At 67.2% G+C, this 26,036-nt stretch carries 19 protein-coding genes; 10 read left to right on the forward strand and 9 right to left on the reverse strand.

The features are described 5' to 3' along the window. A partial coding sequence (locus tag RTN46_RS07755; protein WP_312180330.1) for an acyltransferase occupies positions 1 to 715 on the reverse strand: 715 nt, incomplete at its 3' end. A 134-nt stretch (positions 716 to 849) separates the two neighbouring features. After that, entirely contained in the window at positions 850 to 2,331 is a 1,482-nt protein-coding gene (locus RTN46_RS07760) for an SDR family oxidoreductase (RefSeq protein WP_312180332.1), read from the reverse strand. Between the two features lie 132 nt (positions 2,332 to 2,463). Between RTN46_RS07760 and RTN46_RS07765 the strand changes: the two genes are divergently transcribed. From RTN46_RS07765 to RTN46_RS07775, 3 genes are all read left to right on the forward strand, one after another. After that, entirely contained in the window at positions 2,464 to 5,073 is a 2,610-nt protein-coding gene (locus tag RTN46_RS07765) for an ATP-dependent DNA ligase (protein ID WP_312180334.1), read from the forward strand. 28 nt (positions 5,074 to 5,101) lie between these two features. Further along, complete coding sequence (locus RTN46_RS07770; RefSeq protein ID WP_312180336.1) at positions 5,102 to 7,579, forward strand: phosphoketolase family protein; 2,478 nt, start codon at positions 5,102 to 5,104, stop codon at positions 7,577 to 7,579. Positions 7,580 to 7,642: 63 nt separating this feature from the next. Further along, positions 7,643 to 8,110 carry an SRPBCC family protein gene (locus RTN46_RS07775; RefSeq protein WP_312180338.1) on the forward strand — a complete coding sequence of 156 codons (468 nt, stop codon included), beginning with the start codon at positions 7,643 to 7,645 and terminating at the stop codon, positions 8,108 to 8,110. Positions 8,111 to 8,161: 51 nt separating this feature from the next. Here the strand turns inward: RTN46_RS07775 and RTN46_RS07780 are convergent, their stop codons facing one another. After that, entirely contained in the window at positions 8,162 to 9,163 is a 1,002-nt protein-coding gene (locus tag RTN46_RS07780) for an SDR family NAD(P)-dependent oxidoreductase (RefSeq protein ID WP_312180340.1), read from the reverse strand. Between the two features lie 158 nt (positions 9,164 to 9,321). Here RTN46_RS07780 and RTN46_RS07785 point away from each other — a divergent pair, with 158 nt between their 5' ends. After that, a complete protein-coding gene (locus tag RTN46_RS07785) occupies positions 9,322 to 10,341 on the forward strand; it encodes a LacI family DNA-binding transcriptional regulator (RefSeq protein WP_312180342.1) in 1,020 nt (339 codons plus the stop codon). 45 nt (positions 10,342 to 10,386) lie between these two features. Here RTN46_RS07785 and RTN46_RS07790 read toward each other — a convergent pair whose 3' ends face one another. Continuing rightward, a complete protein-coding gene (locus tag RTN46_RS07790; RefSeq protein ID WP_312180344.1) occupies positions 10,387 to 11,490 on the reverse strand; it encodes a (p)ppGpp synthetase in 1,104 nt (367 codons plus the stop codon). 187 nt (positions 11,491 to 11,677) lie between these two features. On the opposite strand from RTN46_RS07790, the gene RTN46_RS07795 reads away from it, so the two are divergent. The 3 genes from RTN46_RS07795 to RTN46_RS07805 all read left to right on the forward strand — a co-directional run bounded on the left by RTN46_RS07795 (position 11,678) and on the right by RTN46_RS07805 (position 14,362). Then, positions 11,678 to 12,502 (forward strand): alpha/beta hydrolase, encoded by an 825-nt coding sequence (locus RTN46_RS07795; RefSeq protein WP_312180346.1) that lies wholly within the window; start codon positions 11,678 to 11,680, stop codon positions 12,500 to 12,502. A 32-nt stretch (positions 12,503 to 12,534) separates the two neighbouring features. Continuing rightward, complete coding sequence (locus tag RTN46_RS07800; protein WP_312180347.1) at positions 12,535 to 13,449, forward strand: carbohydrate kinase; 915 nt, start codon at positions 12,535 to 12,537, stop codon at positions 13,447 to 13,449. A 109-nt stretch (positions 13,450 to 13,558) separates the two neighbouring features. Continuing rightward, positions 13,559 to 14,362, forward strand: a complete 804-nt coding sequence (locus RTN46_RS07805; RefSeq protein WP_312180348.1) for an HAD family hydrolase — start codon at positions 13,559 to 13,561, stop codon at positions 14,360 to 14,362. Positions 14,363 to 14,372: 10 nt separating this feature from the next. Here the strand turns inward: RTN46_RS07805 and RTN46_RS07810 are convergent, their stop codons facing one another. The 3 genes from RTN46_RS07810 to RTN46_RS07820 are packed head-to-tail and all read right to left on the reverse strand — an operon-like array spanning position 14,373 to position 18,950. Next, on the reverse strand, positions 14,373 to 15,101 hold the full coding sequence (locus tag RTN46_RS07810) for a phosphatase PAP2 family protein (RefSeq protein WP_312180349.1): 729 nt from the start codon (positions 15,099 to 15,101) through the stop codon (positions 14,373 to 14,375). Further along, the gene (locus RTN46_RS07815) at positions 15,098 to 16,393 is read right to left on the reverse strand and encodes an alpha/beta hydrolase-fold protein (protein ID WP_312180350.1); all 1,296 of its coding nucleotides are present in this window, start codon (positions 16,391 to 16,393) and stop codon (positions 15,098 to 15,100) included. The genes RTN46_RS07810 and RTN46_RS07815 overlap by 4 nt, the downstream gene beginning before the upstream one ends. Positions 16,394 to 16,406: 13 nt before the next feature. Continuing rightward, on the reverse strand, positions 16,407 to 18,950 hold the full coding sequence (locus RTN46_RS07820) for a DUF2156 domain-containing protein (RefSeq protein WP_312180351.1): 2,544 nt from the start codon (positions 18,948 to 18,950) through the stop codon (positions 16,407 to 16,409). 138 nt (positions 18,951 to 19,088) lie between these two features. Here RTN46_RS07820 and RTN46_RS07825 point away from each other — a divergent pair, with 138 nt between their 5' ends. Together RTN46_RS07825 and RTN46_RS07830 are read left to right on the forward strand one after the other, a co-directional pair. Continuing rightward, positions 19,089 to 19,889 carry a glycerophosphodiester phosphodiesterase family protein gene (locus RTN46_RS07825; protein WP_312180353.1) on the forward strand — a complete coding sequence of 267 codons (801 nt, stop codon included), beginning with the start codon at positions 19,089 to 19,091 and terminating at the stop codon, positions 19,887 to 19,889. 91 nt (positions 19,890 to 19,980) lie between these two features. Further along, positions 19,981 to 21,090 (forward strand): glycerate kinase, encoded by a 1,110-nt coding sequence (locus RTN46_RS07830; RefSeq protein WP_312180355.1) that lies wholly within the window; start codon positions 19,981 to 19,983, stop codon positions 21,088 to 21,090. Positions 21,091 to 21,111: 21 nt separating this feature from the next. On the opposite strand, the gene RTN46_RS07835 is transcribed toward RTN46_RS07830, so the two are convergent. Beyond that, positions 21,112 to 22,425 carry a solute carrier family 23 protein gene (locus RTN46_RS07835; protein WP_312180357.1) on the reverse strand — a complete coding sequence of 438 codons (1,314 nt, stop codon included), beginning with the start codon at positions 22,423 to 22,425 and terminating at the stop codon, positions 21,112 to 21,114. A 211-nt stretch (positions 22,426 to 22,636) separates the two neighbouring features. On the opposite strand from RTN46_RS07835, the gene RTN46_RS07840 reads away from it, so the two are divergent. Further along, a complete protein-coding gene (locus RTN46_RS07840; protein WP_312180359.1) occupies positions 22,637 to 24,043 on the forward strand; it encodes an aldehyde dehydrogenase family protein in 1,407 nt (468 codons plus the stop codon). Positions 24,044 to 24,112: 69 nt separating this feature from the next. Here the strand turns inward: RTN46_RS07840 and pgm are convergent, their stop codons facing one another. Then, positions 24,113 to 25,744, reverse strand: coding sequence for a phosphoglucomutase (alpha-D-glucose-1,6-bisphosphate-dependent) (pgm, locus tag RTN46_RS07845; protein WP_312180361.1), 1,632 nt, complete (start codon positions 25,742 to 25,744; stop codon positions 24,113 to 24,115). Between the last annotated feature and the right edge of the window lie 292 nt (positions 25,745 to 26,036).

Below are 26,036 nucleotides of genomic sequence, written 5' to 3' on the forward strand. Positions count from 1 at the left end.
AGGGCGCGGCCACGGCCAGCAGGGCGCCGGCGCCCAGCTCCCACGCCCGGGAGAAGGTGGAGAAATACGCCGTTGTGGGCCGGTGAACGGTTTCCCATGCGGCAAAACCAAAGCTGACGACGCAGAAGGCGCCAATGACCAGGAGCAGCAGCACCCTCAGGCCCCTGTCGGTGCAGCGCAGCGCGGTAGCCGCGCCGATCCCCAACAGCAGCAGCCAAGGCCACACCAGGTAAAACTGCTCCTCGATCCCGAGCGACCAGTAGTGCTGCAGCGGAGAGACCACGGTGCCCGCGTTCAGATAGTCCGTTCCCTCGGCCGCAAAACGCCAGTTACCCAGGAAAAAGAAGGACCAGACGGCATCTTCAAGAATCGAGGCGGCCCGACCCGGACCGAAAACGAGGAAGGCGCCAGCCGAGGTCGTGGCCAGCACCGTCACGGCGGCCGGAACCAGGCGGCGGATGCGGCGCCGGTAGAAGTCTCCCAGGGACAGCTTCTCAGGGGAGGTGATCTCACGGATCAATACCGTGGTGATCAGGAAACCGGAAATGACGAAGAAAATATCGACGCCCGCATAACCGCCGCTCGGCCAGGACATCAGGTGGTGGCTGAGCACTGCCGCGACCGCCAAGGCGCGCAGGCCCTCGATGTCATACCGGAAGGTGGGGATCTTCCGGTGCAGCCGGGCCTGGGCGCGGCTGGACACTGGCAGGGACACGGCATCGCTTTCGGCAGGGTGCGGGAATGCCTCGAATCTAGCGGCACCGGGCAGGCCGCAGCTAATCCCCGAGCCGGGGGTCAAATATAGGACTCAATCATTGACAAAGCAGCCAGCGGATGGTGCCTGACGGGTCAGTCGAGTTCCGCCAGCCGCGCCGCCTGGCGCGTGATGTTCTTCGCCATGGACGGGAAGATCAGCCCGTGGAACGGGTAGATCAGCCACCAGTACAGCCGGCCCAGCAAGCCCCGGGGGAAGTAAATGGCGCGCTGGCTGTACACGCTGCCGTCGCCGTCGGGGTCCACCCGCAGTTCCAGCCAGGCCTTGCCGGGAACCCGCATTTCCGCCCGCAGGCGCAGCAGTGTCCCGCGTTCGAGCAGTTCGACCCGCCACCAGTCCACAACGTCGCCGGTGAGGAGCGTGGCGGGGTTGCGGCGTCCGCGTGTCAGCCCGGCGCCGCCGACTGTTTTGTCCAGTACGCCGCGGATGGCCCACGCCATCGGCAGCGAATACCAGCCGTTCTTGCCGCCTATTCCCTCGATCACCTGCCAGACGTGCGCCGGGTCGACGGCGGTGCGCCGCCGCCGCTGGTCCACGTAAACGGTCTGGCCGGCCCAGTCCGGATCGGACGGCAGCGGTTCCGACGCCAGGTCCGCGGCGCTCGAGGCGCTGGCCCAGGTGGTTTCCACCTCACCCCGGGCTTCCTTGCCAAGAGCCCGCCTCACGGCGTCGCGGTAGCTGGTGAGCCCGCCTTCCGGCGCCGGAATGTACTCGTCGATGTCCCATTCCTTGGCCACCGCATCATGCTGCAGCGATTCGACCAGGGGCCGGGACATGGACAGCGGGATGGGCGTCACCAGCGCCACCCACAGTCCGGCCAGCTTGGGGGCGGGCAGCGGCAGCGCATAGATCCGTCGGCGGGGAAGTCCGGCCACTTCGGCGTAGCCGTTCATGATGTCCGCGTACTCCAGCACCTCGCGGTCCCCGATGTCGAACGTGCGGTTCATCCCGTCGGGAAGGTCGACGGCGCGGGTCAGGTAGTGCAGGACGTCCCGGACGGCGATCGGTTCGATCCGGCGGCGCACCCAGCTGGGGGCCGGCATCACCGGGAGGGTTTCGGTCAGGTGCCGGATCATCTCGAAGGACGCCGAACCGGAGCCGATCACCACGCCGGCCTGGAAGACCACTGCAGGAACCGGTCCGTCCAGCAGGATTTTGCCCACCGCAGTGCGTGAGGCCATGTGCGGGGAGAGCTCCCCGGAGTCAGGATGCAGGCCGCCCAGGTAAACGATCCGCTTGACGCCCGCGCGTTCGGCCGCCGTCGCCACAATCCGGGCAATGGCCTCTTCCTGGGCGGCGAAGCCCTTGCCGGAGGCCATGGAGTGGACCAGGAAGTAGACCGTGTCCACATCCGCAAAGGCCGGCTCCACCGATTCGGCGTCGGACAGGTCTCCCCGAACGATCTCGACGTCGTTATGCCACGGCACATCGTTGAGCTTCTCCGGGGACCGGACCAGCACCCGGACCTGGTGTCCGTCGGCCAGCAGCAGGGGCACCAGCCGCCCCCCGATGTAGCCGGTGGCGCCAGTGACCAGAACCCGCTGCGCGTCAGTCATTTCCCCAACATACACACCATGGCGGGACCCCGGAGACCGCAGCACCTCCTGCCGCGGAAACCTCCGCAACATTTTGTAAGCATGCTGATCTCTACTGGCAATCGGCCCTCGATCCCGGTAAGACTAGAGGGCATGGCGAGAACGGGAACAAGCCCGAAGCAGCGGGAAACGGTCAGCGTGGACGGACACCGTCTGCGCCTGACGTCGCTGGACAAGGTGCTCTACCCGGAAACTGGAACCACCAAGGCCGACGTGCTTTCCTACTATGCGGCGATCGCCGACGTGATGATCCCGTATGCCCGCAACCGTCCAGCCACCCGCAAACGGTGGGTCAACGGCGTCGGCACCCCGGAGAAGCCCGGAGAGGTGTTCTTCCAGAAGAACATCGATGATTCCGCGCCCAGCTGGGTGAAACGGTACTCGATTGAACATAAGGACCACGCCACCGTTTACCCGCTGGTCAACGACCTCGCCACGCTCACCTGGCTGGCGCAGCTCGCGGCCCTGGAAATCCACGTCCCGCAGTGGCAGTTTGGTCCACGCGGGGTCAGGCAGAACCCGGACCGGCTGGTGCTGGACCTTGATCCCGGGGAAGGGACCTCGCTGGCCGAGTGCGCCGAGGTCGCCCGGCTGGCCCGCGGCATCCTGACAGATATGGGACTGGATGCCCGGCCGGTCACCAGCGGTTCCAAGGGCATTCATCTCTATGCCGCGCTGGACCGCAGGCAGACATCCGAAGACGTCAGCGCCGTCGCCCATGAACTGGCGCGGGCCCTCGAGGCTGACCATCCGGACCTGGTGGTCAGCGATATGAAGAAGACGCTGCGCAAAGGCAAGGTCCTGGTGGACTGGAGCCAGAACAACGCGAACAAAACCACCATCTGCCCGTACTCGCTGCGCGGACGGTTCCACCCCACGGTTGCCGCGCCCCGCACCTGGGCGGAGCTGGAGGACCCGGAGCTGGGCCAGCTGAGCTACGAGCAGGTCCTGGCCCGGATCGAGGACATCGGCGACCCGCTCGGGGGAATGCATGGCGGAGAAGCGGATGCCGCTGCCCTTCCTGCGGAAACCGGCGGGCCGCAGGACAAGCTGCACAAATACCGCAGCATGCGCGACGCCGCCAAAACCCCCGAACCCGTGCCGCACGAGACGGTGGCCGTGGAAGGAAACGGCAACAGCTTTGTCATCCAGGAGCACCACGCCCGGCGCCTGCACTGGGACTTCCGGCTGGAGCGGGACGGCGTACTGGTTTCCTGGGCCGTGCCCAAGGGTCCGCCCACCACCCCGAACAAGAACCACCTGGCCGTGCAGACTGAAGACCACCCGCTCGACTACGGCGGATTTGAGGGCACCATCCCCAAGGGCGAATACGGTGCAGGGGAAGTCATCATTTGGGACCACGGGACCTACGAAGCGGAGAAATGGCGTCCGGGCAAGGAAGTGATCGCCACCGTCCACGGCCAGCCCGACGGCGGACTGGCCCGGGACGGTTCGGCGGACCGGCGCTTCGCCTTTATCCACACCGGCGGTGAGGAGGGCAAAAGCAACTGGCTGCTGCACCTGATGAAGGACCAGCGGCCCGGACCCGCGGAGCACACCGATGACCCAGTGGATTCCTCCCGCGGCGGGAAACAGCCGGAGTCTTCGGACGAAAATGCGGTGCAGACGGTATCCGCCGCAGCGAAATCCCGTCCCGGTCCCCTGCCCCTGCCGGACGCGGCGGCGGTGAAAGCGGACGTCCGGGAGTCCGGGATGCCCGCGCTGAAGCCAATGCTCGCCACGCTGGGTACCCGGGCGGATGTCAACGACGACGCCGAATGGGCGTTCGAGCTGAAGTGGGACGGCGTGCGGGCCATCGCCGAGGTCACCCCGGAAGGAACCCGGTTGCTGAGCCGCAACGGCAACGACATGACCATCGCCTACCCCGAGCTGCAGGAGCTGGGCAGCCGGCTGAACGGAGAGCGGGCGGTGCTCGACGGCGAGATTGTGGCACTGAACAAGGCTGGACGGCCCGACTTTGGCCTGCTTCAGCCGCGGATGCACCTGACCCGTGCCAAAGACGCCGAAGCGGCCGCAGCGAAGACTCCGGTGCAGTTCATGGCCTTTGACCTGCTGTGGCTGGACGGTAACTCCCTGGCGGACCTGTCCTACGCACAGCGACGCGAAATCCTGGAACAGGCCGTGGAATCCGCGGAAGCCGATGGCCACGTCCAGGTTCCGCCGGCGTTGGAGGTGTCCATGGACGAGGCCGTGGCCGCCAGCAAGGACCTGGGGTTGGAAGGCGTGGTGGCCAAACGGCTGGGCGGTTCCTACTCATCGGGCCAGCGCTCGCGCAGCTGGATCAAGCTCAAGAACCAGCTCACCCAGGAAGTGGTGGTGGTCGGCTGGCGTCCGGGCCAGGGAAACCGGGCGAACAAGGTCGGCTCCCTGCTGGTCGCGATCCCGGAGGGGACCGAGCTGACGTACATCGGCCGGGTGGGATCGGGTCTCAGCGAACGGGACCTGGCCGTCGTCGGCTCCCGCCTGAAGAAACTGGGCCGCAAAACCCCGCCGCTGGACGACGTTCCCCGGGCCGATGCCGCCGATGCCCGCTGGGTCCGGCCGGTCCTGGTCGGCGAGGTGACCTACGCGGAGCGCACAGGCACCGGCAAGCTCCGCCACCCGGTTTGGCGCGGGCTGCGCCCGGACAAACGGCCGTCCGACGTCGTGCCGGAAGTTCCGGAAGTTCAAGAAACCGTCTAAACGCCCCAACCGGGAGGAAGCCCCGAACATGACCGACACCCGAACAGCCCAGACGCGCCTGCCCGGCACTGCCGTGCCACCGGAACCCGAACTGGACGGCGTGGATGCATGGTGGCGGGCGGCGAACTACCTCTCCGCCGGGCAGATCTACCTGCGGGATAATCCGCTGCTGCGCCGTCCCCTGGACCCCGGAGACGTGAAGGCGCGGCTGCTGGGCCATTGGGGAACCACCCCCGGCCTGAACTTCATCTACGCCCACCTGAACCGGCTGATTAACGAATCCGGACAGCCGTTCCTGTTCATCACCGGACCCGGGCACGGCGGGCCGGCCAATGTCGCCAACGCCTGGCTGGAAGGCACCTATTCGGAGATCTACAGCCATGTGGGCCTGGACGAAGATGGGCTCCGCATGCTGTTCAAGCAGTTCTCCTACCCCGGCGGAGTGCCCAGCCACGCCGCCCCGGAGACCCCGGGGTCCATCCACGAAGGCGGGGAACTCGGGTACTCACTGGCCCACGCCTACGGCGCCGTGTTCGATAATCCGGACCTCATTGCCGCTGCCGTGATCGGCGACGGCGAGGCGGAAACCGGCCCGCTCGCCGCCAGCTGGCACTCGACCAGTTTCCTGGACCCGGCAGTGGACGGCGCGGTGCTGCCGATCCTGCACCTGAACGGCTACAAAATCGCCAACCCGACTGTCCTCGCGCGGATGCCCGAATCCCAGCTGCTCAAGCTGCTGGAAGGCTACGGCTTCCACCCGCACGTGGTCACCGTGGAGGACCCCGCCGCAACCAGAACCGCCCACGAGGACTTCGCCGCCGCGCTGAGCACCTGCCTTGCCGAGATCCGGGCCATCCAGGAGCCCTACCGGACCGGGGAGAAGGCTGCGTCCCCGGCGGATGCAGCGCGGGCAGCCGGAGCCGGGGAGCATGCCCCGCGCTGGCCGATGATCGTATTCCGGTCGCCCAAAGGCTGGACTGGGCCGCAGATAGTGGACGGCAAGCAGGTCGAGGGCACCTGGCGGGCCCACCAGGTGCCGCTCTCCGAGGTCCACGAGAATCCGGAGCACCTGGCGCAGCTGGAGGAGTGGATGCAGTCCTACCGGCCGGAGGAACTTTTCGACGGAGACGGCCGGCTCCGCGAAGAAATCGCCGCCCTGGCACCGGCGGGCGATGCCCGGATGAGCGCCACCCCGTACGCCAACGGCGGGCACCTGCTGCGTGACCTCCGGCTGCCCGCCTACGCCGACTTCGCCGTCGAGACCGCCCAGCCGGGCAGCGAACGGGTCTCTCCCATGCTGAACCTGGGCCGCTACCTGGCCGAGATCATCCGGCTGAATCCGGAGAACTTCCGTATCTTCGGACCGGATGAGACGGCGTCGAACCGGCTGCAGGAGGTCTACGAGGTCACGGACAAGGTCTGGCAGCAGCGGATCGAGGCCGTGGATGAACACCTGGCCCGCAGCGGCCGGGTGATGGAGGTGCTCAGCGAACACCTCTGCGAAGGCTGGCTGGAGGGGTACCTGCTGACCGGCCGGCACGGCGTGTTCAACTGCTATGAAGCCTTCGTCCACATTGTCGACTCCATGTTCAACCAGCACGCCAAATGGCTGAAGGTCAGCCGCGAACTGCCGTGGCGGCAGCCCATCGCCTCCCTGAACTACCTGCTCTCCAGCCACGTCTGGCAGCAGGACCACAACGGCTTCTCGCACCAGGACCCCGGTTTCATCGACCATGTGGTGAACAAAAAGGCCGATGTCATCCGGGTGTACCTGCCGCCGGACGCCAACACGCTGCTGGCCGTCGCGCAGCACATCCTGGGGACCCGGAACCGGGTGAACGTGGTGATCTCCGGCAAGCAGCCGGCCCCGGTCTGGCTGGATCCCGAGGAAGCGAAGCTGCACGTCAAGCGCGGCATCGGGGTGTGGGACTTCGCCGGCAGCGAGGACAGCGGGCCGGGCACCAAGCCGGATCCCGACGTCGTAATGGGCTGTGCCGGGGATGTACCCACCCTGGAAACCGTGGCCGCCGCGGCGCTGCTCAAGGAGCGGCTGCCCGAGCTGCGGATCCGCGTGGTCAATGTGGTGGACCTGATGCGGCTGCAGGACTCCGCCGAGCACCCGCACGGGCTCTCCGACCGGGACTTCGACACCCTCTTTACCAAGGATCAGCCGATCGTTTTCGCCTATCACGGCTATCCCTGGCTGATCCACCGCCTGACCTACCGACGCACCAACCACAACAACCTGCACGTGCGCGGCTACAAGGAAGAAGGCACCACCACCACGCCGTTCGACATGGCCATGCTGAACCAGATCGACCGGTTCCAGCTGGCCATCGATGTCCTGGACCGGGTACCGTCGCTCGGATCCACGCAGGCCGGATTCCGGCAGTGGCTGCAGGACGAACGGGAGCGCTGCCGCGAGTACACCCGGGACGAGGGCCAGGACCCGCCCTTTATCAGCGGGTGGAACCTCGAAGAGGCGCAGCGGTCAACCACCGATTAGATTTCCCGCGCCGGGCAACCGCCCGTGCCGGGATGGCAGAATCCGTCTACACGAAGGAGAAATATGTCCAACGAACAGCAGACCATTACTGTCTCCCGCATCATCGACGCACCGGCAGGGGATCTCTTCCACCTGCTCTCGAATCCAGAACGGCACCATGAGGTGGACGGCTCGGGCATGGTGATCTCGGACGAGAAGACCAACCGCATTGCCGCAGTTGGGGACGTCTTCACCATGAACATGCACAACGCGAAGATGGGTGACTACAAGACGGACAACCATGTCACCGGCTTCGATCACAACAAGCTGCTGGCCTGGCAGACAGCTGTGGCCGGTACGGAGCCCACGGGCTGGGAATGGGTCTGGGAGCTGCAGGCCCTTGGCTCGGACAGCACGGAAGTGACGCTCACGTACGACTGGGCCAAGGTCACGGACCCGAAGATCCTGAAGACCGTCTCCTTCCCGGTGATCAGCAAGGAAGAACTGGAAGAATCACTGAACAAGCTCGCAGCGGCGGTCTCCGGCGGCTAACCCGGGACAGCACGACGGCGGCCACCGTCGTTGGGTGGGGCTGATGGATCCCTAGACCGCGGACCAGCCGCCGTCGGAAGGCAGGATCGCGCCGTTGATGTTCACGGCATCGTCGCTGAGCAGGAAGGTGATCGAGGCCGCGAGTTCTTCAGCGGAAGCGATGCTCGGGACGTTCACCCGGGTCGGGTCGAGGCGGGCTATACCGTACTCGGAGGTCTTGCCCTGCATCGGAATGCCGGTGGCAACACCGCCGGGGGCAACAGCATTGATACGTATGCCTTCCTTGGCATACATAAAGGCGGCGCTGCGGGTGATCCCCACAACGGCGTGCTTGGAGGCGGTGTAGGCCACGCCGGACGCGGAGCCGCGCAGCCCTGCCTCGGAGGTGATGTTGACGATCGAGCCGCGGCCGGCCTCCAGCATCGACGGCAGCACGGCGCGGGTCAGGCGGACCAGCCCGTCAACATTCACCGCGAACACACGCTGCCACATGGCATCGGAGACCTCGTGCAGTGGGCTGAAATCATCGTTGATGCCGGCCACGTTGGCCAGGGCGTCGATGGAGCTGCCGGCAGCGGAGATGATCCGGTCAACGGCGGCCAGGTCGGTGAGATCCGCTGCCACGGGAACAACTGCTTCTCCCAGTTCGCCGGCGAGGTCCTTGATGCGGTCTTCAACAATATCCACCGCAATCACGCGGCCGCCTTCCCGGACGATCCGGGCGGCGGTGGCACGCCCGATGCCTGAGCCGGCGCCGGTCACGATGACGGTGCGTCCTTCGAAACGGCCTTCGACGGTGGGCAGGACCGTTACTTCGAGCTCCGGCATCACTCCACCATTGGCCTGCCGAACCAGTTCATCCACCGCAGCCTGCGGCAGCTGTCCCTGGCTCTGGCCGACCAGCTGCTGGAGCTTCCGGCTCCGGGTGGCGCCGAGTGATGCTTCATCGCTGCCGCTCTGTGCAAGGAAACCGCGCAGGATGGGGCCGCCCTCCGGGTGCGCCAGCCACTCTTCGATGGTGTTCCGTGCTGTCAGGGGCTTGCTTGCCGCCATGGACGTTCCTTTCACTGAGGGGCGGCCGTGGGTGCGCGGCCGTCTGATTAACGTTACTTACACGTGTAAGTAACGTGTGTCTTAAGTGTATCGTCAGGAAGGTAAAAGAGCACGGCCGGGCAGGTCCAAGAGAAGCCCAATGTAGATAAGGGAATCCATTGCACCGCAAGGTCACATCGCACGATGTCGCACGAGCCGCGGGGGTCTCGCGGGCCACTGTCAGCTACGTGCTGGACGGCCGCTCAGCCCAGAGCATTTCGCCAGCCACCCGGCAGCGGGTGCTGAAAGCGGCGCAGGACCTTGGGTATACCCCTTCCGCAGCCGCCCGCACCCTTCGCCGCGGACGCAGCGACCTGGTGCTGATGCTCCTGCCGCCAGAGCCCTTGGGGCGGGCGCTGGCAATGGTGCTCGACGCCGCCAGCGATTGGGTGGAACGGCAGGGGCTGCGCTTGATCGCGCACCGGCTGCCCTCCCGGGGCGGTGCCGTGGACCTGGTGCGTTCACTGGCGCCAGCCGCGCTGATCCTCATCGCACCGCTCGACGACGCCGAGCTGGAAGCCGTGCGGGCCACCGGAATTCCAGTCGCAACGCTGCAGGGCCAGCTGGCGGATCCGAGTTCCCCCGATCTCGGGATCGGCGGACTGCAGATCACGCATCTGGCAGCCGCCGGGCATCGGAGGATCGGGGTGGCCGTGCCGGCGGATCCCAGTTATGGATGGCGGGTTGAGGTCAGGCTGGCGGCCATCCGGGAGGCGTGTGACCGGCTCGGCCTTCCCAACCCCAAGGTTGAACCGATGAGCCTGTCCCCGGAGAGCGCGGCGCCAATCATCGGGCGCTGGCGGCAGGGGCCGGAGCCGGTGACTGCTGCCTGTGGCTTCGACGACGAATATGCGTTCGCCCTGCTGGCGGGCCTGGCGGCGCACGGCCTGTCCGCTCCCGCGGACCTGGCCGTCATCGGAGCCGAGGATATCCCGTTGGCAGGCCTCACTGTCCCGCCGCTCACCACGGTACGAGTGGATGCCCGGCGGCTGGGAGAGCGCTTCGCGCAGCTGGCAACCGCACCCCTGGCGGGCAGCGCAGCCTGCCAGGCAGAGGAAGCGCAGCATCCGGTCGGAAAAACCGCGGCCGCGGACCAGATGCTGCCTCCAGCGACTCTCGTCAGGCGCGGTTCAGTCTAGAACCTACCCGGGGCAGCGCCTCAAACCGCTGCAAAATCCAGAAAGTCAGTCCTGGCGCGCCCGGTAGAGCTGCATCTGCCGGTAGCGCCGGCCCAGGGACTCGCGCCGCGGCTTGACCGGGGCGTCCTCCGGTTCGGCAGTGAGGTCGATGTGCGCCTTGCCGAAGCGCCAGAGCAGCAGGTCATCCAGCAGCCGGTCGGGGCCGGGGGAGTAGCGGTGGTCGAGGGCCTCCCGGACCCGGGTAATGGCGTCGGCCTGGAGCAGCCCGGCAAGATCCATGGTGGTTTTCAGGCCATGGGCGGCCAGCAGTTCGGCGGCCCAGCCCCAGTCGTCACCGGCCTTGCGGTTCACGTGCGGCAGCAGCGTCATCCAGATGTCGCGGATCCGGTTCGGGGTCAGCGGGGCGCTGCCCTCACCGTCCTCGTCCCAGAAGCCGGTGACCGTCTCGTACCTCTCGTGCAGCTCGGCGAACTCATTCTCCACGGTCTCCAGCATGGCGGCCGTGGCAATGAACTGCCGGTCGAAGTACGGGCTCCACGCCCGCGGATCCCCGGCCTTGAACCGGATGTCATGCTCGATTTCCGACCACGCATGCGCCAGTACGGTACGGATCTGCACCTCGAAGAGATAGCTGCCGTTGGGCTTCTGCGCGGGCTCCAGCAGCCGGTGGTACTCCCGTACCACCTCATTCTGGATGGTGCGCAGGATCAGGTGGCGGCTGGAATAGCCGTAGGTGCCGGACTCGATTGAGCCGATGTCCTTTTCCCGGTCGCCGCGGCAGTCGAACTCGGCACGCTGCCGCTTGATCAGGTTCGCAGCCTCATCCACTTCGTGCGGCAGGGTCATGATCACGCGAACCCCCACCAGGTCCGTCAGGTTCCGCAGCGGGTCCGGAAACAACAAGGTTGGAACCTCGTCCGGATCTTCGGCTGGAAGCGTCCGCGACGCCTTGTCCCTGAAGGATTCCACCGATTTGGTGCGTGAGGCGATGAACAGCGGTTTAACCTGGCTGTCCGCAAAGACCGCCCGCAGGCTCGCTTCCATATCCGCCGTCACGGATTCCAGCGCCGGGCGGACCCGCGCATACTCATCCGTGCTGGCCTGGACTATTGGCCGGAGCCGGTCATCCAGGGTGTCCCACGCACTCACGTCTGTCCTTTCGCCGTTTCTGCCAGCCTAGGGCACGCCGGTGACGGAGCACGGCGCGGCCCGCTCCGGGTGGATAGGCTCATCTCCAGATTAGGACGACGGCGGCCGGAGCGTGCGCTGCCCGCCCAAGCGGCCGCGGTCAAGCGGCAGCGGGCGGGAGAAGGCTGCCGGCACAGAGGAGGCCTGCATGCCGGAACGGTTTGAGTACGGAAGGCACCCGGACCAGTTCGGGGAGCTGACCCTGCCGCCCGCAGGGACCCCGATCCGGGGAACCGTAGTCCTCATCCATGGCGGGTACTGGCGGGCGGCCTACACCCTGGACCTCTGCCGGCCCGGGGCGGCAGACCTCGCCTCCCGTGGCTGGGCAGCAGTCAATCTCGAGTACCGGCGCGCGGGCAGCGGCGGCGGCTGGCCGGAGACCTGCTCCGACATTGCCGCCGGTATCGACGCGCTTGCGGACCTGCCGGAGTTCGCGCGCCCCGGCGGGACCGTTCCGCAGCCGGTCATCGGGCTGGGCCACTCCGCCGGCGGCCACCTCGCGGTCTGGGCTGCCGGAACCCGCAGCACCGGAAACAGCAGCACCGGGAGCAGCCGAACGGGGACCACCACCGCCCCGGGCACCCGCGTGCCGCTGGCCGCCGTCGTCAGCCAGTCCGGGCTGCTGGACCTGCGCCGGGCGCACCAGCTGGGTTTGAGTAACGGAGCGGTCCGCAACTTCCTTGGTGCGGACCCGGACGAGGACCCGGCACGGTACCGGGAAGCCGACCCCGTGCAGCAGGTCCCGGCCGGGATTCCGGTTTTCGTGCTGCACGGAGACCAGGACACAACGGTTCCGCTGGAACTGTCGCAGTCCTACGTGGCAGCGGCGACGGCGGCGGGCGGCCACGCGGAGCTGCGCCTGGTTCCGGGCGACCACTACGCCATGATCACTCCCGGCACACCGGCCTGGGACGGCGTCGTCCAGGCACTCGGCGCTGCGGCCAAAGCCGCTGCCAACGCTGCCGCCGGGTAGCGCAGCCCCGGTTCACTCGATAGGTTGAGGGCGTGCTCACAGTCATCGGCGAAGCCCTTATCGACGAAGTTCTCAGCGATACCGCGCCCCGCAGGTCCCATCCCGGAGGCAGCCCGCTGAACGTTGCCGTGGGTATGGCCAGGCTGGGCCGCCCGGTCCAGTTCGTGGGCCGGTTCGGCCAGGATGCCTACGGTGCCCTCATCGCCGAGCACCTCAAGGCCAATTCCGTCCTGAACGCGCTGCCCGCCGATAACCTGCCGACCAGCGTCGCGACCGCGACCCTCGATCCGGCCGGAGGAGCGCGGTATACCTTTGATCTCGAATGGACGCTTCCCGGGCTGGCCGAGGCGCTGCCGCGGCTCCTGGAGGGAACCACCCTGCTGCACACCGGGTCCATTGCCACGATGCTCTCGCCGGGCTCGCATGAAGTCCTTGCCGCCGTCGAGCGGGCGCACACCCAGGCCACCATCACCTATGACCCGAACTGCCGCCCCACCATCATCACCGACGTGTCCTACGCGCGGGAGCAGGCGGAGAAATTCGTCCGCCTGGCCGACGTCGTGAAGGCCTCGGATGAGGACCTGGCCTGGCTCTACCCGGACGAACCGGTGGAAACCGCGGCGAGGCGCTGGCTCGGCATGGGTCCGGCGATCGTCGTCGTGACCCGCGGTTCCCAGGGCCCGTGGGCCGTCGCCGCGTCCGGCACCTCCCAGATCCCCGCCGTCACTGTGACCGTCGCAGACACAGTCGGTGCCGGGGATTCCTTTATGGCCGCCCTGCTGGCGGGACTGATGGACCGCGGTTTCGACGGCGCCGCCCGCCGGACCGAACTGCAGAAGATCGGCGTCGGGGACCTCGAAGCGATCCTGGCCTACGCAGCGCGCGCCGCTGCCATCACCGTGTCCCGTCCGGGCGCCGATCCGCCCTACCGCTCCGAACTGCTGTAGCCGCCGCCCCGGAGGAACAGCAGGGCCTGCCGGGAAGCTGCGACGCTGGCGAGCCGGCGGCGCAACCGCCCCGGTCCGGCTAGGCTGGAGGCCGAGGGAAGGGCGGGACATGCGGCTGGTGGCAAGTGACCTGGACGGGACCATCATGGGACCGGACAACAGGATCAGTGACCGGACGGTAAATGCGTTCCGCAAATGCATCGACGCCGGAATCGAAGTTGTGTTCGTGACCGGACGTCCGCCGCGCTGGCTGACTCCGCTGCGTGAGCAACTCGGCCACACCGGCACCGTCATCTGCTCCAACGGGGCCATCCTCTATGACCTGGAGGCCGGGAAGGTCACCTGGTCCCAGCCCCTGGACCTGGACGGGATGTTCACGGCCGCCGGAATTATCCGCAGCCTGTATCCAGCGGTCCGCTTCGCCGCGGAAACCGTGGAAGGCTTCCACCTGGAACCGGGTTTCCTGGAATCGGCCGCAACAGAACTGCTCGGCGCAGTCACGCCCGCACCCCTAACAGCGACTTTGGGAACCGATGCACGCGTGGTGAAGTTCCTGGCCCGGGTGGAGGGCGTGCATCCCGACGAGTTCCTGGGCACCGTCCAGCCGGCGGTCGCGCATCTGGTTTCAACCACGCACTCCGCGCCGGCCGTCCCGCTGCTGGAGATGTCAGCTTCGGGACTGGACAAGGCGGTCACGCTGGCTGAGTATGCCCGTTCGCGGGGCATCCTGCCCGACGAGGTCGTGGCGTTCGGGGACATGCCCAATGATCTGCGCATGCTGGGCTGGGCCGGCCGCGGATATGCCATGGCCTCCGGACACCCGCAGGTGCTGGCTGCCGCGTACGCCGTCGCCCCGCCCTTCGCCGAAGACGGCGTGGCGCAGGTCCTGGAGGACCTCCTCCGGGAGCTGTAGTTTCCGGTCCTCAGGCCGGGCCGGCAGCCCGCCGCCGGCGGAGTACCTGGTGCACGGTGATGATGATGGCGAGCCAGGCGAGGCCCAGCGTCCACGCGACGAGCACATCGGTGAGCCAGTGGTGGCCCAGGTAGACGCGGCTCAGCCCGATCGCCGCAATAAACAATGCAGCCCCGGTGATGACTGCGATCCTTGCGCGGCGCGAGCGGAGGTAAATGACCAGGAGGTACGCCAGCGTCCCGATAACCGCCATCGAATTCAGGGAATGGCCGCTCGGAAACGACGCTGAGTACTCATACGGCGGAACGGCGTCATCCAGGGGAGGCCGGAGCCTGCCCACTATCGACTTTCCGGCAACCGTCAGCAGCAGCGAACCCGCAGCTGCCGTCGCCACCAGCAGCAGCGGGGTCCACGAGCGTTTCCACCAGCACAGAGCCAGCACCGCAGCCGCGGCGATCAGCGGCAGGCCCACCGTCCCGCCGAGGTTCGTCAGCCAGGTCACGGCGGTGTCCAGCGCGGGACTGCGGACGGCGATGGCCGCCTCCAGCACTGGTTGGTCCAGCCCGGCGACGCCGTCCTCTTCCACCACGGCGTCATAGACTTCGGCGGCGGCAAAGGTCAGGAGCAGGGCCGGAATCAGTCCGGCTGCCAGTGTGAGGAGAAGCAGCCCGTGCCCCCCGAGCAGCCTGGCGGCAGCAGCGAGCAGGCGCTGCAGCTGGTTGCGGGCGGCGTCGATCATTGTCCAATTATGCCAAGGCGCCCGGAAAGCCAGTCGAGGTTGTTAACCAGGCCGGCCTTCCAAACGGCCCACGAGTGCCCTCCGTCCAGCTCCTGGAACTGGACATCCATGCCGGCGGCCTTGGCGGCGTCGTACACCTGTTGTCCCTGGGGGGCGTAGACCGCGTCACCCTTGCCGACCACGATGATGCCCGCGCTGTCGGGGAACTGCTGTGCGCCCAGCCGGTCCAAGGCATTCTGCGCCGTGAAAGCCGCGGAGTCGCCGCCGAAATACAGGTTGACCAGCGCGTCGCGGCCGCCGGGAACCGTGGGCTCATTTTCGCCCGCGATGTCCAGGAACGTTGGATATACCTGCGGGAAATTCACCGCGAGCTGCATCGAGCACGTGCCGCCGTAGGAATACCCGCCTACCGCCCATTGCCTGGCGTCCGTGAGCCCGGAAGCCAGGTTCGCCCTGACCCAGGCCGGGAGGTCCACGGCGAGGTACGTTGCAGACTTGCTGAGGTTCGAATCAAGGCACAGCGGCCAATTCGCCGCGCCGCCGCCGGACAGGTCTGGAACCACGACGACGGGGGCCAGCCCGCCGTGCGCAGCGGCGAAATCGTCCATCACCCCGGCCAGCTGCCCGGCGGTGAACCAGTCGGAGGGGGAACCCGGCTGCCCGTGGAGCAGCACCAGCACCGGGAGGTTCTGTGCGGGCGAAGAGGCAAGGTACGCCGGCGGAAGGTATACCAGGGCAGGGTTCGACTGATAGCCGGACCCTGACCCTGGAATGCTGACGGAGTAGACGCTGCCCGTCGCCGGCATATCTTCCGGCGGCTGCCAGGTCTGCTCGGTGACCGGGACGGGCACGGGGCTGGGCGGTGCGCGCGTGGGCAGGTTCCCGCTCGCAGTCCCGGGCTGTTCGAAGAGCGAGGCAAACGTCGGGTACTGGCCGTAGGCCGTATTCACCCCGCTGAACAGGGCAGCGAGGACGAGGGCTGCCGCGAGGACGGACAGTAGCCGTCCTGCGGTTCCCCTGGCGGTGAGAAAGCGCTGCACCGCCAGGAATTCCGCAAATATGGCGAGGAAGGCATAGATGTAGAGATGGCGCGGAAAGGACGCGTCCCACCAGGAGAAAACGTACTCCGCGAGGAAAAACAGCAGGGCGGTGGCGCCCGCTGCGCTGAGCGCAGCCAGGGGGATGACCCTGGTGAGGTGCCGGTGCCGGCCCCAGCAGAGCCAGGCCACAGACAGTGCACCCAGGCACAGGGCTGCGACCGGAATGATGCCCGAGGTCAGTGCGGCATTCACCGGAGGCGCCCCCTCACCGTGGGGAACCGACGATGCGGCGGGCCATGCTCAGTCCCTGGCCGACTGACACATGGGGAAGGTAGGCGCGGCTGAGGGCGTTTCCGATTGCTGGCAGGGAGGCGGCGTCGCTGTAGGCCATATAGAGCGGCACATACAGGGGCTGGAACTTGGCTTTGAAGGCCAGCAGGGACCGGAAGCCGTACACCGGCTCCAGGGCTGCTCCCAGCCGGTCCAGGAGCCAGTCCAGCACCGGCGGGTTTTGTTCCTGCCCCTCCCTGTCCCTGGCCCGTGCCAACGGGGCCCCGGAGAGGCTGAGGAAGCGGCAGCCCTCCGCCTGCAGCGACAACGCGGCCGAGGCGATCAGGAAGTCCATGGCTGCTGGGAAACCCCGGCTGCGCCGACGCATAAAGTCCAACGTCCAACCCTGGATTTCGGCGTCCTGATAGACCGGAAGCCAGGAGGTAACGCCGTGGATTGTCCGGTCCTGGTCGACGGCCAGCAGCAGGCGGACGCTGGGGTCCTCCATCTCCTCCAGCCCGCCGAGGGTGAAGCCCATTTCCGGCATCTGCTTATCCGCCACCCATTCCTCGGAAATGATGTGCAGCTGGTCGATTACCGAGAGGGGAGCGTCGGCGTAGGTAGTCCACTCCGCCCGAATACCGGCTCGCCCCGCACGGTTCAGTGCGGTGCGCAGGTCCTGGAATTTCTTGCCCTTGAACTCCAGTGCGCCGAGTTCCAGGATGGTCTCCTCCGCGACCTGCAGGCTGGAAAACCCAAGACCCGAGGTAATCTCCTCGGTCTCGGCCCCGACGGAGTAGAAACACGGGGTGATTCCCTGTTCGGCACAAAACGCCGTGAAGCCTTCTACCGTCTGCCGCCGCTCGGCCGCCGGCCCCACCGGATCGGCCAAGGTCAGCGCCACCCCGAAGCTCTCCCGGTACGCGATGTACGAGTTCCCGGATGGAGCGAACCAGTAGGAGTTACCGGCCCAAAGCGTCATCCAGGACAGGGTGCTCCCGCCGTAGTCCATCAGCAGGGTCCGTGCCCTGGCCTCATCCGCCGCATGTTTGTCCGGTGCCGGAAGGAGAAAAGAGCGCAGGAGGAAGATGCAGGCCAGCACCCAGAACGCGACGCCCACACCTTCGTAGAGGATCGCCGTCGGCAGGGTCTGGGGAAGCATGGCGGGTGAGTGGTTGCGCAGCTCCAGGACCGGCAGGAAGCGGTAAGGCAGGTCGGCCAGCAGGGTCCGGACAGTCGCTTCCGGGCTGAAGCCCGTCCGGAACAGGAACCCGCCGCCGACATAGCTGGCGGCCAGCACCCCCGCGGAAGCGGCAACCGTCGCCAGCAGCCTGCGGTACGTCCCGGGCGGAGCGGAAACAGTAAAGAGCCGGCCGGTCGCTGCCAGGAGGATGATGATCGCCACCGGAACCAGCATGGGCAGGAGCAGGGCGAGTGGCTGTTCCGCCACCCCAAACTCATAACGTTCCCCGGCAGGATCTCCCTGTAGGTAACGGATAACGCGGTACCCGGCGGCTACCGTCATGCCGGCCTGCAGGATCAGCGAAGCCAGCCATGCGAACCGGCGGCCCCGCCGCAGCCCGTCGGAGAACACCACCAGCAGCACCTGGGGCAGGGTGGCCAGGAAGAAACCGGCCGGTCCGGCTCGCAGCTCAAAGCGCGCAGCACTGCACTCGGCCCGCTGCGCAGTGTCGGCGCAGAGGGCAGCCAGTTCCTGCGGGTCCGTCGTTTCGACGTAGGTGAACAGATAGCGCAGGACGGAGAGCGGCCCCACGGCGTGGGCGTTCAGTGCTGCCAGAACCGGACCAGCCGCCGAGGCAGCCACCGCCAGGGCCACCAGTACGCGTGCCTCCCGGCGGGTGGAGGCGATCTTCCGCGGCATCCTCGGCCGGCGCCCGAACAGCAGCGGGCCGCAGATCCCGCCGACCACGGCAGCGCCAAGGGTCATCACATCCTGGAACGAACCCGAATACAGCGCCAGCAGCACCAGCAGGGTGAAGAGGATCAGCCGCAGGCGCCGCCGCCAGAGCGTTTCGAGGCCGGCGGTAGCTGCCGCGGCGGCTCCGCTCAGGAACGCTACCGGTCCCACAAACGATTCCGCAGTCAGCTCCCGTCCCCACTCTCCGAAGAAGAACCCGGAACCGGCAGCGAACCCGGTGGCGAGCAGTGCGCCCGCCACCTGGGTGCCCACGGTGGCCGCGAGGAAGCGCCTGCTCCCCATGAGCCCCTCCGCGGGAACCCCGATCACCAGTGCCAGTACCGTTCCGCTGATGTAGCCGAACAGGCCGTTGGCCCAGAAAGCGGAGAGCAGCAGAGAAGGCCAGTATTCAGGCAGGGACTCGGAGGAGACGCTCACCCAGTCCAGCAGTGGTTCTTCCGGCCCGGAGACGATGGATGATGTGAGGAGGCCGAGCAGCCAGAAAAGTGCGGTGAAGCTCAGCGTCACCGGAGCCCGGCGCAGGCTTCCGCGCAGCAGGTCCGCCGGCCACCTCAGAAAGCGCTTGATGCGGTGCCAGGCCGGGACTCCACGCTGCTGCATTCGGCTCCCTCCCTGGCTGCTGTGGTTCCCGCGGGACCGCGCGCCCGCACCGCGGTGCTGACATTGTAGTTACGCTGCCTCCGGCGCGGACCGGTACCTGCCGTCAGCGGTACTGCGGTGAACGATAAGGTACACCTTGTGAATACGCTGCCGTACTACCTCCCGCCTGCCCCCGGTGCCGGTCCCGGCCCGCTTGGCCTGTCCCACCGCGGTTTCAGCCCCGAGGGTCTGGAAAACACCATGGCATCCTTCGAAGCTGCCGTGGAACTGGGCTTTGGCTACCTGGAGACGGACGTGCGGACCACCAGTGATGGCGTCCTGATGGCCTTCCACGACGAGACGCTGGACCGGGTGACGGACGCCAGCGGGCCCATTGGGGCCAGAAGCCTGCGCGAACTGAAGGATGTGCGGGTGGGGGGAACGGAACCCATTCCAAGCTTCGAGGAACTCCTGGTCCGCTGGCCGCAGATACGCCTGAACGTTGATATCAAGGACACCGCCGCTGCCGGGGCGCTCGCTGCCCTCATCGAAAAGCACCAGGCCCATGACCGGGTTCTGGTCACGTCCTTCTCCGACCGCCGCCGGCTCCAGTGCCTGGGTCGGCTGAACCGGCCTGCTGCCAGTTCCGCCGGGTCCGTCGGCACAGCGCTGATGCTGCTGCTGTCCCCCCTGGGCCTTGGGCGGATCGTGGCCAGGGTGGGGCGGTTCCAGAGCGTCCAGGTGCCACAGCGATACGGGGCGCTTCCCGTGGTGACTCCTGGGTTCTTGCGGCGCTGCCACCGGGCCGGAGTCCAAGTGCACGTCTGGACCGTCAACGATCAGGAACAGATGGAGCACCTGCTGGACCTCGGCGTCGACGGGCTGGTCTCGGACCGGGCCGACAAGCTGGCGGCGGTGCTTGGCTCCCGCGCTTCCTGGCCCCAGGGCGCGGCGGACTAGAACGCCACCGGGGCTTCCGCCCCGTGCGCAGCCCCGCCCACTGTCCCACCCGTTGTCCCGTACGGGAGCGTTCGCTGGCAGGATGGAACCCATGCGTGTCCTCATAGCCCCGGATAAGTTCAAAGGCAGCCTGAGCGCCGAAGAAGCCGCAACAGCCATGGCTCAGGGTGTGCTCGCCGTGTACCCGGATGCGGATGTGACCCGGCTGCCGGTCGCCGACGGCGGTGAAGGAACCCTCGAAGCGGCGCTGGCCGCCGGGGCCGTGGAACAAACCAGCCGGGTGCGCGGACCCCTGGGCAGGGAAATCACGGCCGTGTGGGCGCTGGAAGGTACGACGGCGGTCCTCGAGACTGCACGTGCCTCCGGGCTGATGCTGGTGGAACCCTCTGTGCAGACCGCGCTGGCCTCGTCCAGCTATGGCAGCGGACAGCTCATCACAGCGGCCCTCAACGCGGGTGCCCGGGAGATCATCCTCGGGATCGGCGGCTCCGCCATGTCCGACGGCGGTGCCGGGGCGCTTTCGGCCCTTGGCCTGCAGATCCTGGCTGCTGACGGCAGCCCGGTTCCTCCCGGCGGTGCCGGGCTGGCCCTCGCCGCAGCAGTGAACGCTTCCGGGCTGGACCCCCGTCTGGAGGGCGTCACCATCCGGATTGCCGCCGATGTCACCAATCCGCTGACCGGAGCGGACGGCGCCGCGCAGGTATTCGGCGGACAAAAAGGAGCCGACAGCTCCGCGCGGCTGCTCCTCGACGAGGCGCTGACTAATTGGGCGCGGCTGCTGCAGGATGCCACCGGCGTCGACGTTGACATTCCCGGTGCCGGGGCGGCCGGCGGGTTCCCCGCCGCGTTCCTGGCCTTCACCAATGCCACGCTGGAACCGGGCTTTGAACTCATCGCGGGCATCGTTGGGCTGGGCGCGGCGATGGCTGGCGCCGATCTGGTCCTGACCGGTGAAGGTTCTCTGGATGACCAGTCCCGCTCCGGCAAGGCACCGCTGGAAGTTGCCCGCATGGCAGCGGCCGCCGGGATCCCCGTGGTGCTGATCGCCGGGCAAATCACGTTGGAACCCAAGGTCCTGGCGCAGTACGGGGTGGAGGCCGCGGTCAGCCTGCTGGATCTGGCGCCGAGCCCCGAAGAAGCGATGGCCCGGGCAGACTATTACGTCGCCCGGGCCACCTGTGCGGCCCTCGAAGGGGCCTGAACCTTATTCGCTGAACCTTTCCTAGCCGAGGCTGGAGGGCGTGGCGCCGACGTCTTCCTGCGGTTCGTCCGGCATGGTGCCGCGCAGGCGGGCGATCGCCGTCATGCCGTGGTAGATCACGAGGGTGGCGGCCGTGCCCAGCGCGATGCCTTCGAACGTGAGCCCGGCGATATTCCAGGTGTAGTTGGCGATACCAACCACCAGCGCCACACCAGCTACTGAAAGGTTGATCGGGTTGGAGAAGTTCACCCGGTTATCCACCCAGATGCGCACCCCAAGAATGCCGATCATGCCGTACAGGACCACGCCCGCACCGCCGAGGACGCCGGCGGGGATGGTGGCGATCAGCGCACCGAACTTGGGGAAGAGGCTCAGCAATACGGCAACGATGCCGGCAACCCAGTAGGCAGCGGTGGAGTACACGCGGGACGCGGCCATCACGCCGATGTTCTCGGCGTAGGTGGTGGTGCCCGAGCCGCCGCCGGAGCCGGCCAGCATGGTGGCGACGCCGTCGGCCATCAAAGCCCGGCCGGTGTACGGATCCAGGTTGCGGCCGGTCATGGCGGCCACCGACTTCACGTGGCCGATATTCTCGGCGACCAGCACCAGCACCACGGGAACAAAAAGCCCGATGACGTTGAAGTGGAAGGTCGGTGCGGTGAACTCCGGCAGGCCGAACCAACCGGCTTCGCTGATCGCGGCGAAATCAACCTGGCCCTGGAGAATCGCGGCCACGTAGCCGGCGAGCACCCCGATCAGGATGGAGAGGCGGCCGATCAGGCCCTTGAACAGCACGGTGCACAGCAGGATCGCCACCACGGTCACGGTAGCGGTGAGCGGTCCGGCCTCGTAATTGGTTTTGGTGGTGGGCGCCAGGTTCAGGCCGATCAGCGCGACGATCGCGCCGGTCACGATCGGCGGCATCAGGACCTGGATCCAGCGGGTTCCGGCGAGCTGCGCCGCGAGGCCGATCAGGAAGAGCGTAGCGCCCGCCATGATGATGCCACCCAGGGCACCGCCGGGACCGTGCTGGTTCACCGCGGCACCGATAGGGGCAATGAAGGCGAAGGATGACCCGAGGTAGCTGGGGATTTTTCCTGCCGTGATGATCAGGAACAGGATGGTTCCGATGCCGGAGAACAGCAAAGTGGTGGCCGGCGGGAACCCGGTCAGCAGCGGAACCAGGAAGGTCGCACCGAACATGGCGATAACGTGCTGGGCGCCGATGCCGATGGTCCGGGGCCAGGAAAGCCGTTCGTCGGGAGCTACATAGGCACCCGGCCGAACGGTCTTCCCATCGCCGTGGATCGTCCAGTCTGTGCCGAGCCTGCTCATAGGTGTGCCTTCCAAAGGACAAGGGGGAATGATTCGTGGAGAATGTTACCGGCGGGGCAACTTTGTCACGCTATGTTGCGCCAAGACATATTATCGGCAAAGGCAGATGGCCGGGGTTACGGCCAGTGACGGATGGACGATACGTGGGAATTTCAGTTACGGGACGCATTTTCCGCATTACCGGAGAGGCTCACAGCGCCGGCGGTGCCGCATGAGCGCCGAAACAGATCTGTGGGCGGATACCGGTTCCGGAAGTATCCCCGAAACAGTTGCCGCCGTCCGCAAAGCCTACGATTCCGGGCGGACCCGCCCGCTGCAGTGGCGGCGCGGCCAGCTGAAGGCCCTGCTGAGGCTGCTCGCCGAACGGGAAGCGGAACTCTGCGCGGCCCTCGACGCCGACCTGGGCAAAAACGCCCTGGAGGGCTACCTGACCGAGGTCTCGATCACCCGGTCGGAGGCTGAGTACACGCTCAAGCACCTGGACGACTGGACGCGTGCCCGGAAGGTGCCGGTCCCGCTGGGCCTGCAGCCGGCGTCGGCCCGTACCGAACCCCAGCCGCTGGGAGTTGTGCTGATCATCGCACCGTGGAACTACCCCGTGCAGCTGCTGCTCGCACCCCTGATCGGCGCCCTCGCGGCCGGCAACGCGGCAGTCCTCAAACCCAGCGAGCTGGCGCCGGCGACATCGCGGACGCTGGCATCCCTGCTGCCCGAGTACCTCGATACTGAGGCCGTGGTGGTCATCGAAGGCGCCCAGGCGGAGTCCGAGGCGTTGCTGAAGGAACGCTTCGACCACATCTTCTTCACCGGCGGAGAACGCGTGGGCAAGGTGGTGATGCGGGCGGCCGCCGAGCACCTGACCCCGGTGACCCTGGAGCTGGGCGGCAAGTCTCCCGCCGTCGTGCTGGACGGCAACCTGGCCACGATCGCCCGGCGGCTGGCCTACGGCAAGCTGATGAACGCGGGGCAGACCTGTGTGGCACCGGATTATGTGCTCGCCACCGAGGAAGTGGCGCCGAAACTGGTGAAGCAGCTGGGTAAAACCATCCGCGAATTCGTAGGCAAGGACCCGTCCCGGAGCCCGGACTTCGGTCGGATCGTAAATGAGCATCACTTCGATAGGCTCGTCGGCTACCTCTCCGATGGAACGGTGGCAACGGGCGGGCGCAGCGACCGGGACAGCCTCTATCTGGAACCCACGGTGCTGACCGGCGTTCCGCTGGAGGCCCCGGTGATGCAGGAGGAAATCTTCGGACCGATCCTGCCGGTGCTGACCGTCCCCGACCTCGGCGCGGCCATGGACATCATCAACTCCCGGCCGGCTCCGCTGGCCTCCTACCTGTTCACCTCTTCAGCCGCGCAGCAGCGCCGGTTCGAGGAAGGCGTCCGGGCCGGCAGCGTGAACCACAACGCGGCGATCGTGCAGCTGGCCGTCCCCGAGCTGCCGTTCGGCGGGGCGGGGGCCAGCGGAATGGGTGCCTATCACGGCAAGGCTTCCTTCGACACGTTCAGCCAGCTGCGGCCGGTGTTTTCCAAGGGCACGCTGCTGGACACCCTGCGGGTTGCGTATCCGCCCTACAACGGGTTCAAGTCCCGGATCCTGCGGCGCTTGCTTTAGCGGCTCCGGCTGAAAACGCCTGCGGCTCCCGGCTGGAAATCCGGGAGCCGCAGGCATTTTGCGGATCAGCTAGGAAATGACGCCGTCGACGATCGCCTTGGCCTCATCCTGGACCTGGCGCAGGTGCTCGGCGCCCTTAAAGGACTCGGCGTAGATCTTGTATACGTCTTCGGTGCCGGAGGGGCGGGCCGCAAACCAGGCGTTCTCCGTGGTGACCTTCAGTCCGCCCACTGCCGCGCCGTTGCCCGGCGCCTCGGTCAGCCGCGCGGTAATGTCCTCGCCGGCCAGCGTGGTGGCGGTGACGTCCGACGGCGACAGCTTGGACAACGCGGCCTTCTGTTCCCGGGTGGCGGGGGCATCGACACGCGCGTAGACCGGATCCCCGAACCGGCTGGTGAGTTCGCGGTAGTGCTGGGACGGGGTCTTCGAGGTGACAGCGGTGATTTCGGAGGCGAGCAGGGCCAGGAGAATCCCGTCCTTGTCCGTGGTCCAGGCGGTGCCGTCCAGGCGCAGGAAGGAAGCGCCGGCGGATTCCTCGCCGCCGAAGGCCACCTCGCCGGAAAGCAGGCCCGGAACAAACCATTTGAAGCCCACCGGGACCTCCATGAGCCGGCGGTCCAGGCTGGCGGTGACCCTGTCGATCATGGACGACGAGACCAGGGTCTTGCCGACCATCGCGTCTCCGCGCCAGCCGGAGCGGTTGGCGTAGAGGTACTCCACGGCCGCGGCAAGGTAGTGGTTCGGGTTCATCAGCCCGGCGTCGGGGGTGACGATCCCATGGCGGTCGGCGTCGGCGTCGTTGCCCGTCGCGATGTCGTACTGGCCGGCCTGCGCGATCAGGGAGGCCATCGCGTTGGGGGAGGAGCAGTCCATGCGGATCTTCTCGTCCCAGTCCAGGGTCATAAACCCGAACTGCGGGTCAACGTTGGGATTTACGACGGTGAGGTTCAGGCCGTACTGCTCGCCGATCGCGCTCCAGTAGTCGACTGACGCTCCGCCCATGGGATCAGCGCCGATGTGCAGGCCGGAGCCGGCGATCGCGTCCATGTTCAGCACCGAGCCAAGGTCGCCGACGTAATGCTGCAGGAAGTCATACGTGCCCACGGAATCCGCCAGCCGGGCCTGTCCCAGGGGGATGCGCTTGACGCCGCGCAGCCCGTTTTCCAGGAGTTCGTTGGCGCGGTTGGCGATCCAGGCGGTGGTTTCTGAGTCGGCGGGTCCGCCGGAGGGCGGGTTGTACTTGAAGCCGCCGTCGGCCGGCGGGTTGTGGGACGGGGTGATCACGATCCCGTCCGCCTGGTCGGTCCGGGTGGCGTTGTGCGTCAGGATCGCGTGGCTCAGCGCCGGAGTGGGCGTGAAGCCGGTGCGGGCGTCGATGAGGACGGCGACGCCGTTGCCGGCGAGGACTTCCAAGGCGGTGTTCTGCGCCGGTTCGGAGAGGGCATGGGTGTCCTTGCCCATGAACAGGGGGCCGGTGATGCCCTGACCGGTGCGGTACTCCACAATCGCCTGCGTGATGGCGGCGATGTGCGGTTCGTTGAAAGCTGCGTTCAACGAACTGCCGCGGTGGCCCGAGGTGCCGAAGGCAACGCGCTGTCCCGGATCGGAAAGATCCGGCGCGACGTCGTAATAGGCATCCAGGAGTGCGCTCAGGTCAACAAGGTCGGATGGCTGGGCTGGGGTACCGGCTCGGTTAGGCATAAACCCAAGCATGCCAAAGATTCCGGCACCTTCGCATCGAAACGGCGGAAAGTGCCCCTTGAAAGCTGGGCGGGTTCCCGTCCGGTCCGGTGGGGCCTGCCGGTGCGCGCCGAAAGATTGCGTCATGTGCTCCGTTTGGGGACAAATCGTCCGCCGCGGGACAATCCTGCCGTGGCGCCCCGCAGGAAAGTCCCGTACTGGCAAGCATGTCCCACATCGGAGGCGTGCAGAGGCAACAGGTTCGGAACGTGAACGTGAGGAGGAAACGCGGGGAGCTCCTCCCAATACGTCC

The organism is Arthrobacter sp. (assembly GCF_031988865.1).
In the GTDB taxonomy this organism is placed as follows: domain Bacteria; phylum Actinomycetota; class Actinomycetes; order Actinomycetales; family Micrococcaceae; genus Arthrobacter_B.

Coding starts and splice junctions, on each gene's coding strand:
- RTN46_RS07760 (WP_312180332.1), bottom strand. CDS start 2,331: ATGACTGACGCGCAGCGGGTTCTGGTCACTGGCGCCACCGGCTACATC.
- RTN46_RS07765 (WP_312180334.1), top strand. CDS start 2,464: ATGGCGAGAACGGGAACAAGCCCGAAGCAGCGGGAAACGGTCAGCGTG.
- RTN46_RS07770 (WP_312180336.1), top strand. CDS start 5,102: ATGACCGACACCCGAACAGCCCAGACGCGCCTGCCCGGCACTGCCGTG.
- RTN46_RS07775 (WP_312180338.1), top strand. CDS start 7,643: ATGTCCAACGAACAGCAGACCATTACTGTCTCCCGCATCATCGACGCA.
- RTN46_RS07780 (WP_312180340.1), bottom strand. CDS start 9,163: ATGGCGGCAAGCAAGCCCCTGACAGCACGGAACACCATCGAAGAGTGG.
- RTN46_RS07795 (WP_312180346.1), top strand. CDS start 11,678: ATGCCGGAACGGTTTGAGTACGGAAGGCACCCGGACCAGTTCGGGGAG.
- RTN46_RS07805 (WP_312180348.1), top strand. CDS start 13,559: ATGCGGCTGGTGGCAAGTGACCTGGACGGGACCATCATGGGACCGGAC.
- RTN46_RS07810 (WP_312180349.1), bottom strand. CDS start 15,101: ATGATCGACGCCGCCCGCAACCAGCTGCAGCGCCTGCTCGCTGCTGCC.
- RTN46_RS07820 (WP_312180351.1), bottom strand. CDS start 18,950: ATGCAGCAGCGTGGAGTCCCGGCCTGGCACCGCATCAAGCGCTTTCTG.
- RTN46_RS07830 (WP_312180355.1), top strand. CDS start 19,981: ATGCGTGTCCTCATAGCCCCGGATAAGTTCAAAGGCAGCCTGAGCGCC.
- RTN46_RS07835 (WP_312180357.1), bottom strand. CDS start 22,425: ATGAGCAGGCTCGGCACAGACTGGACGATCCACGGCGATGGGAAGACC.
- RTN46_RS07840 (WP_312180359.1), top strand. CDS start 22,637: ATGAGCGCCGAAACAGATCTGTGGGCGGATACCGGTTCCGGAAGTATC.
- pgm (WP_312180361.1), bottom strand. CDS start 25,744: ATGCCTAACCGAGCCGGTACCCCAGCCCAGCCATCCGACCTTGTTGAC.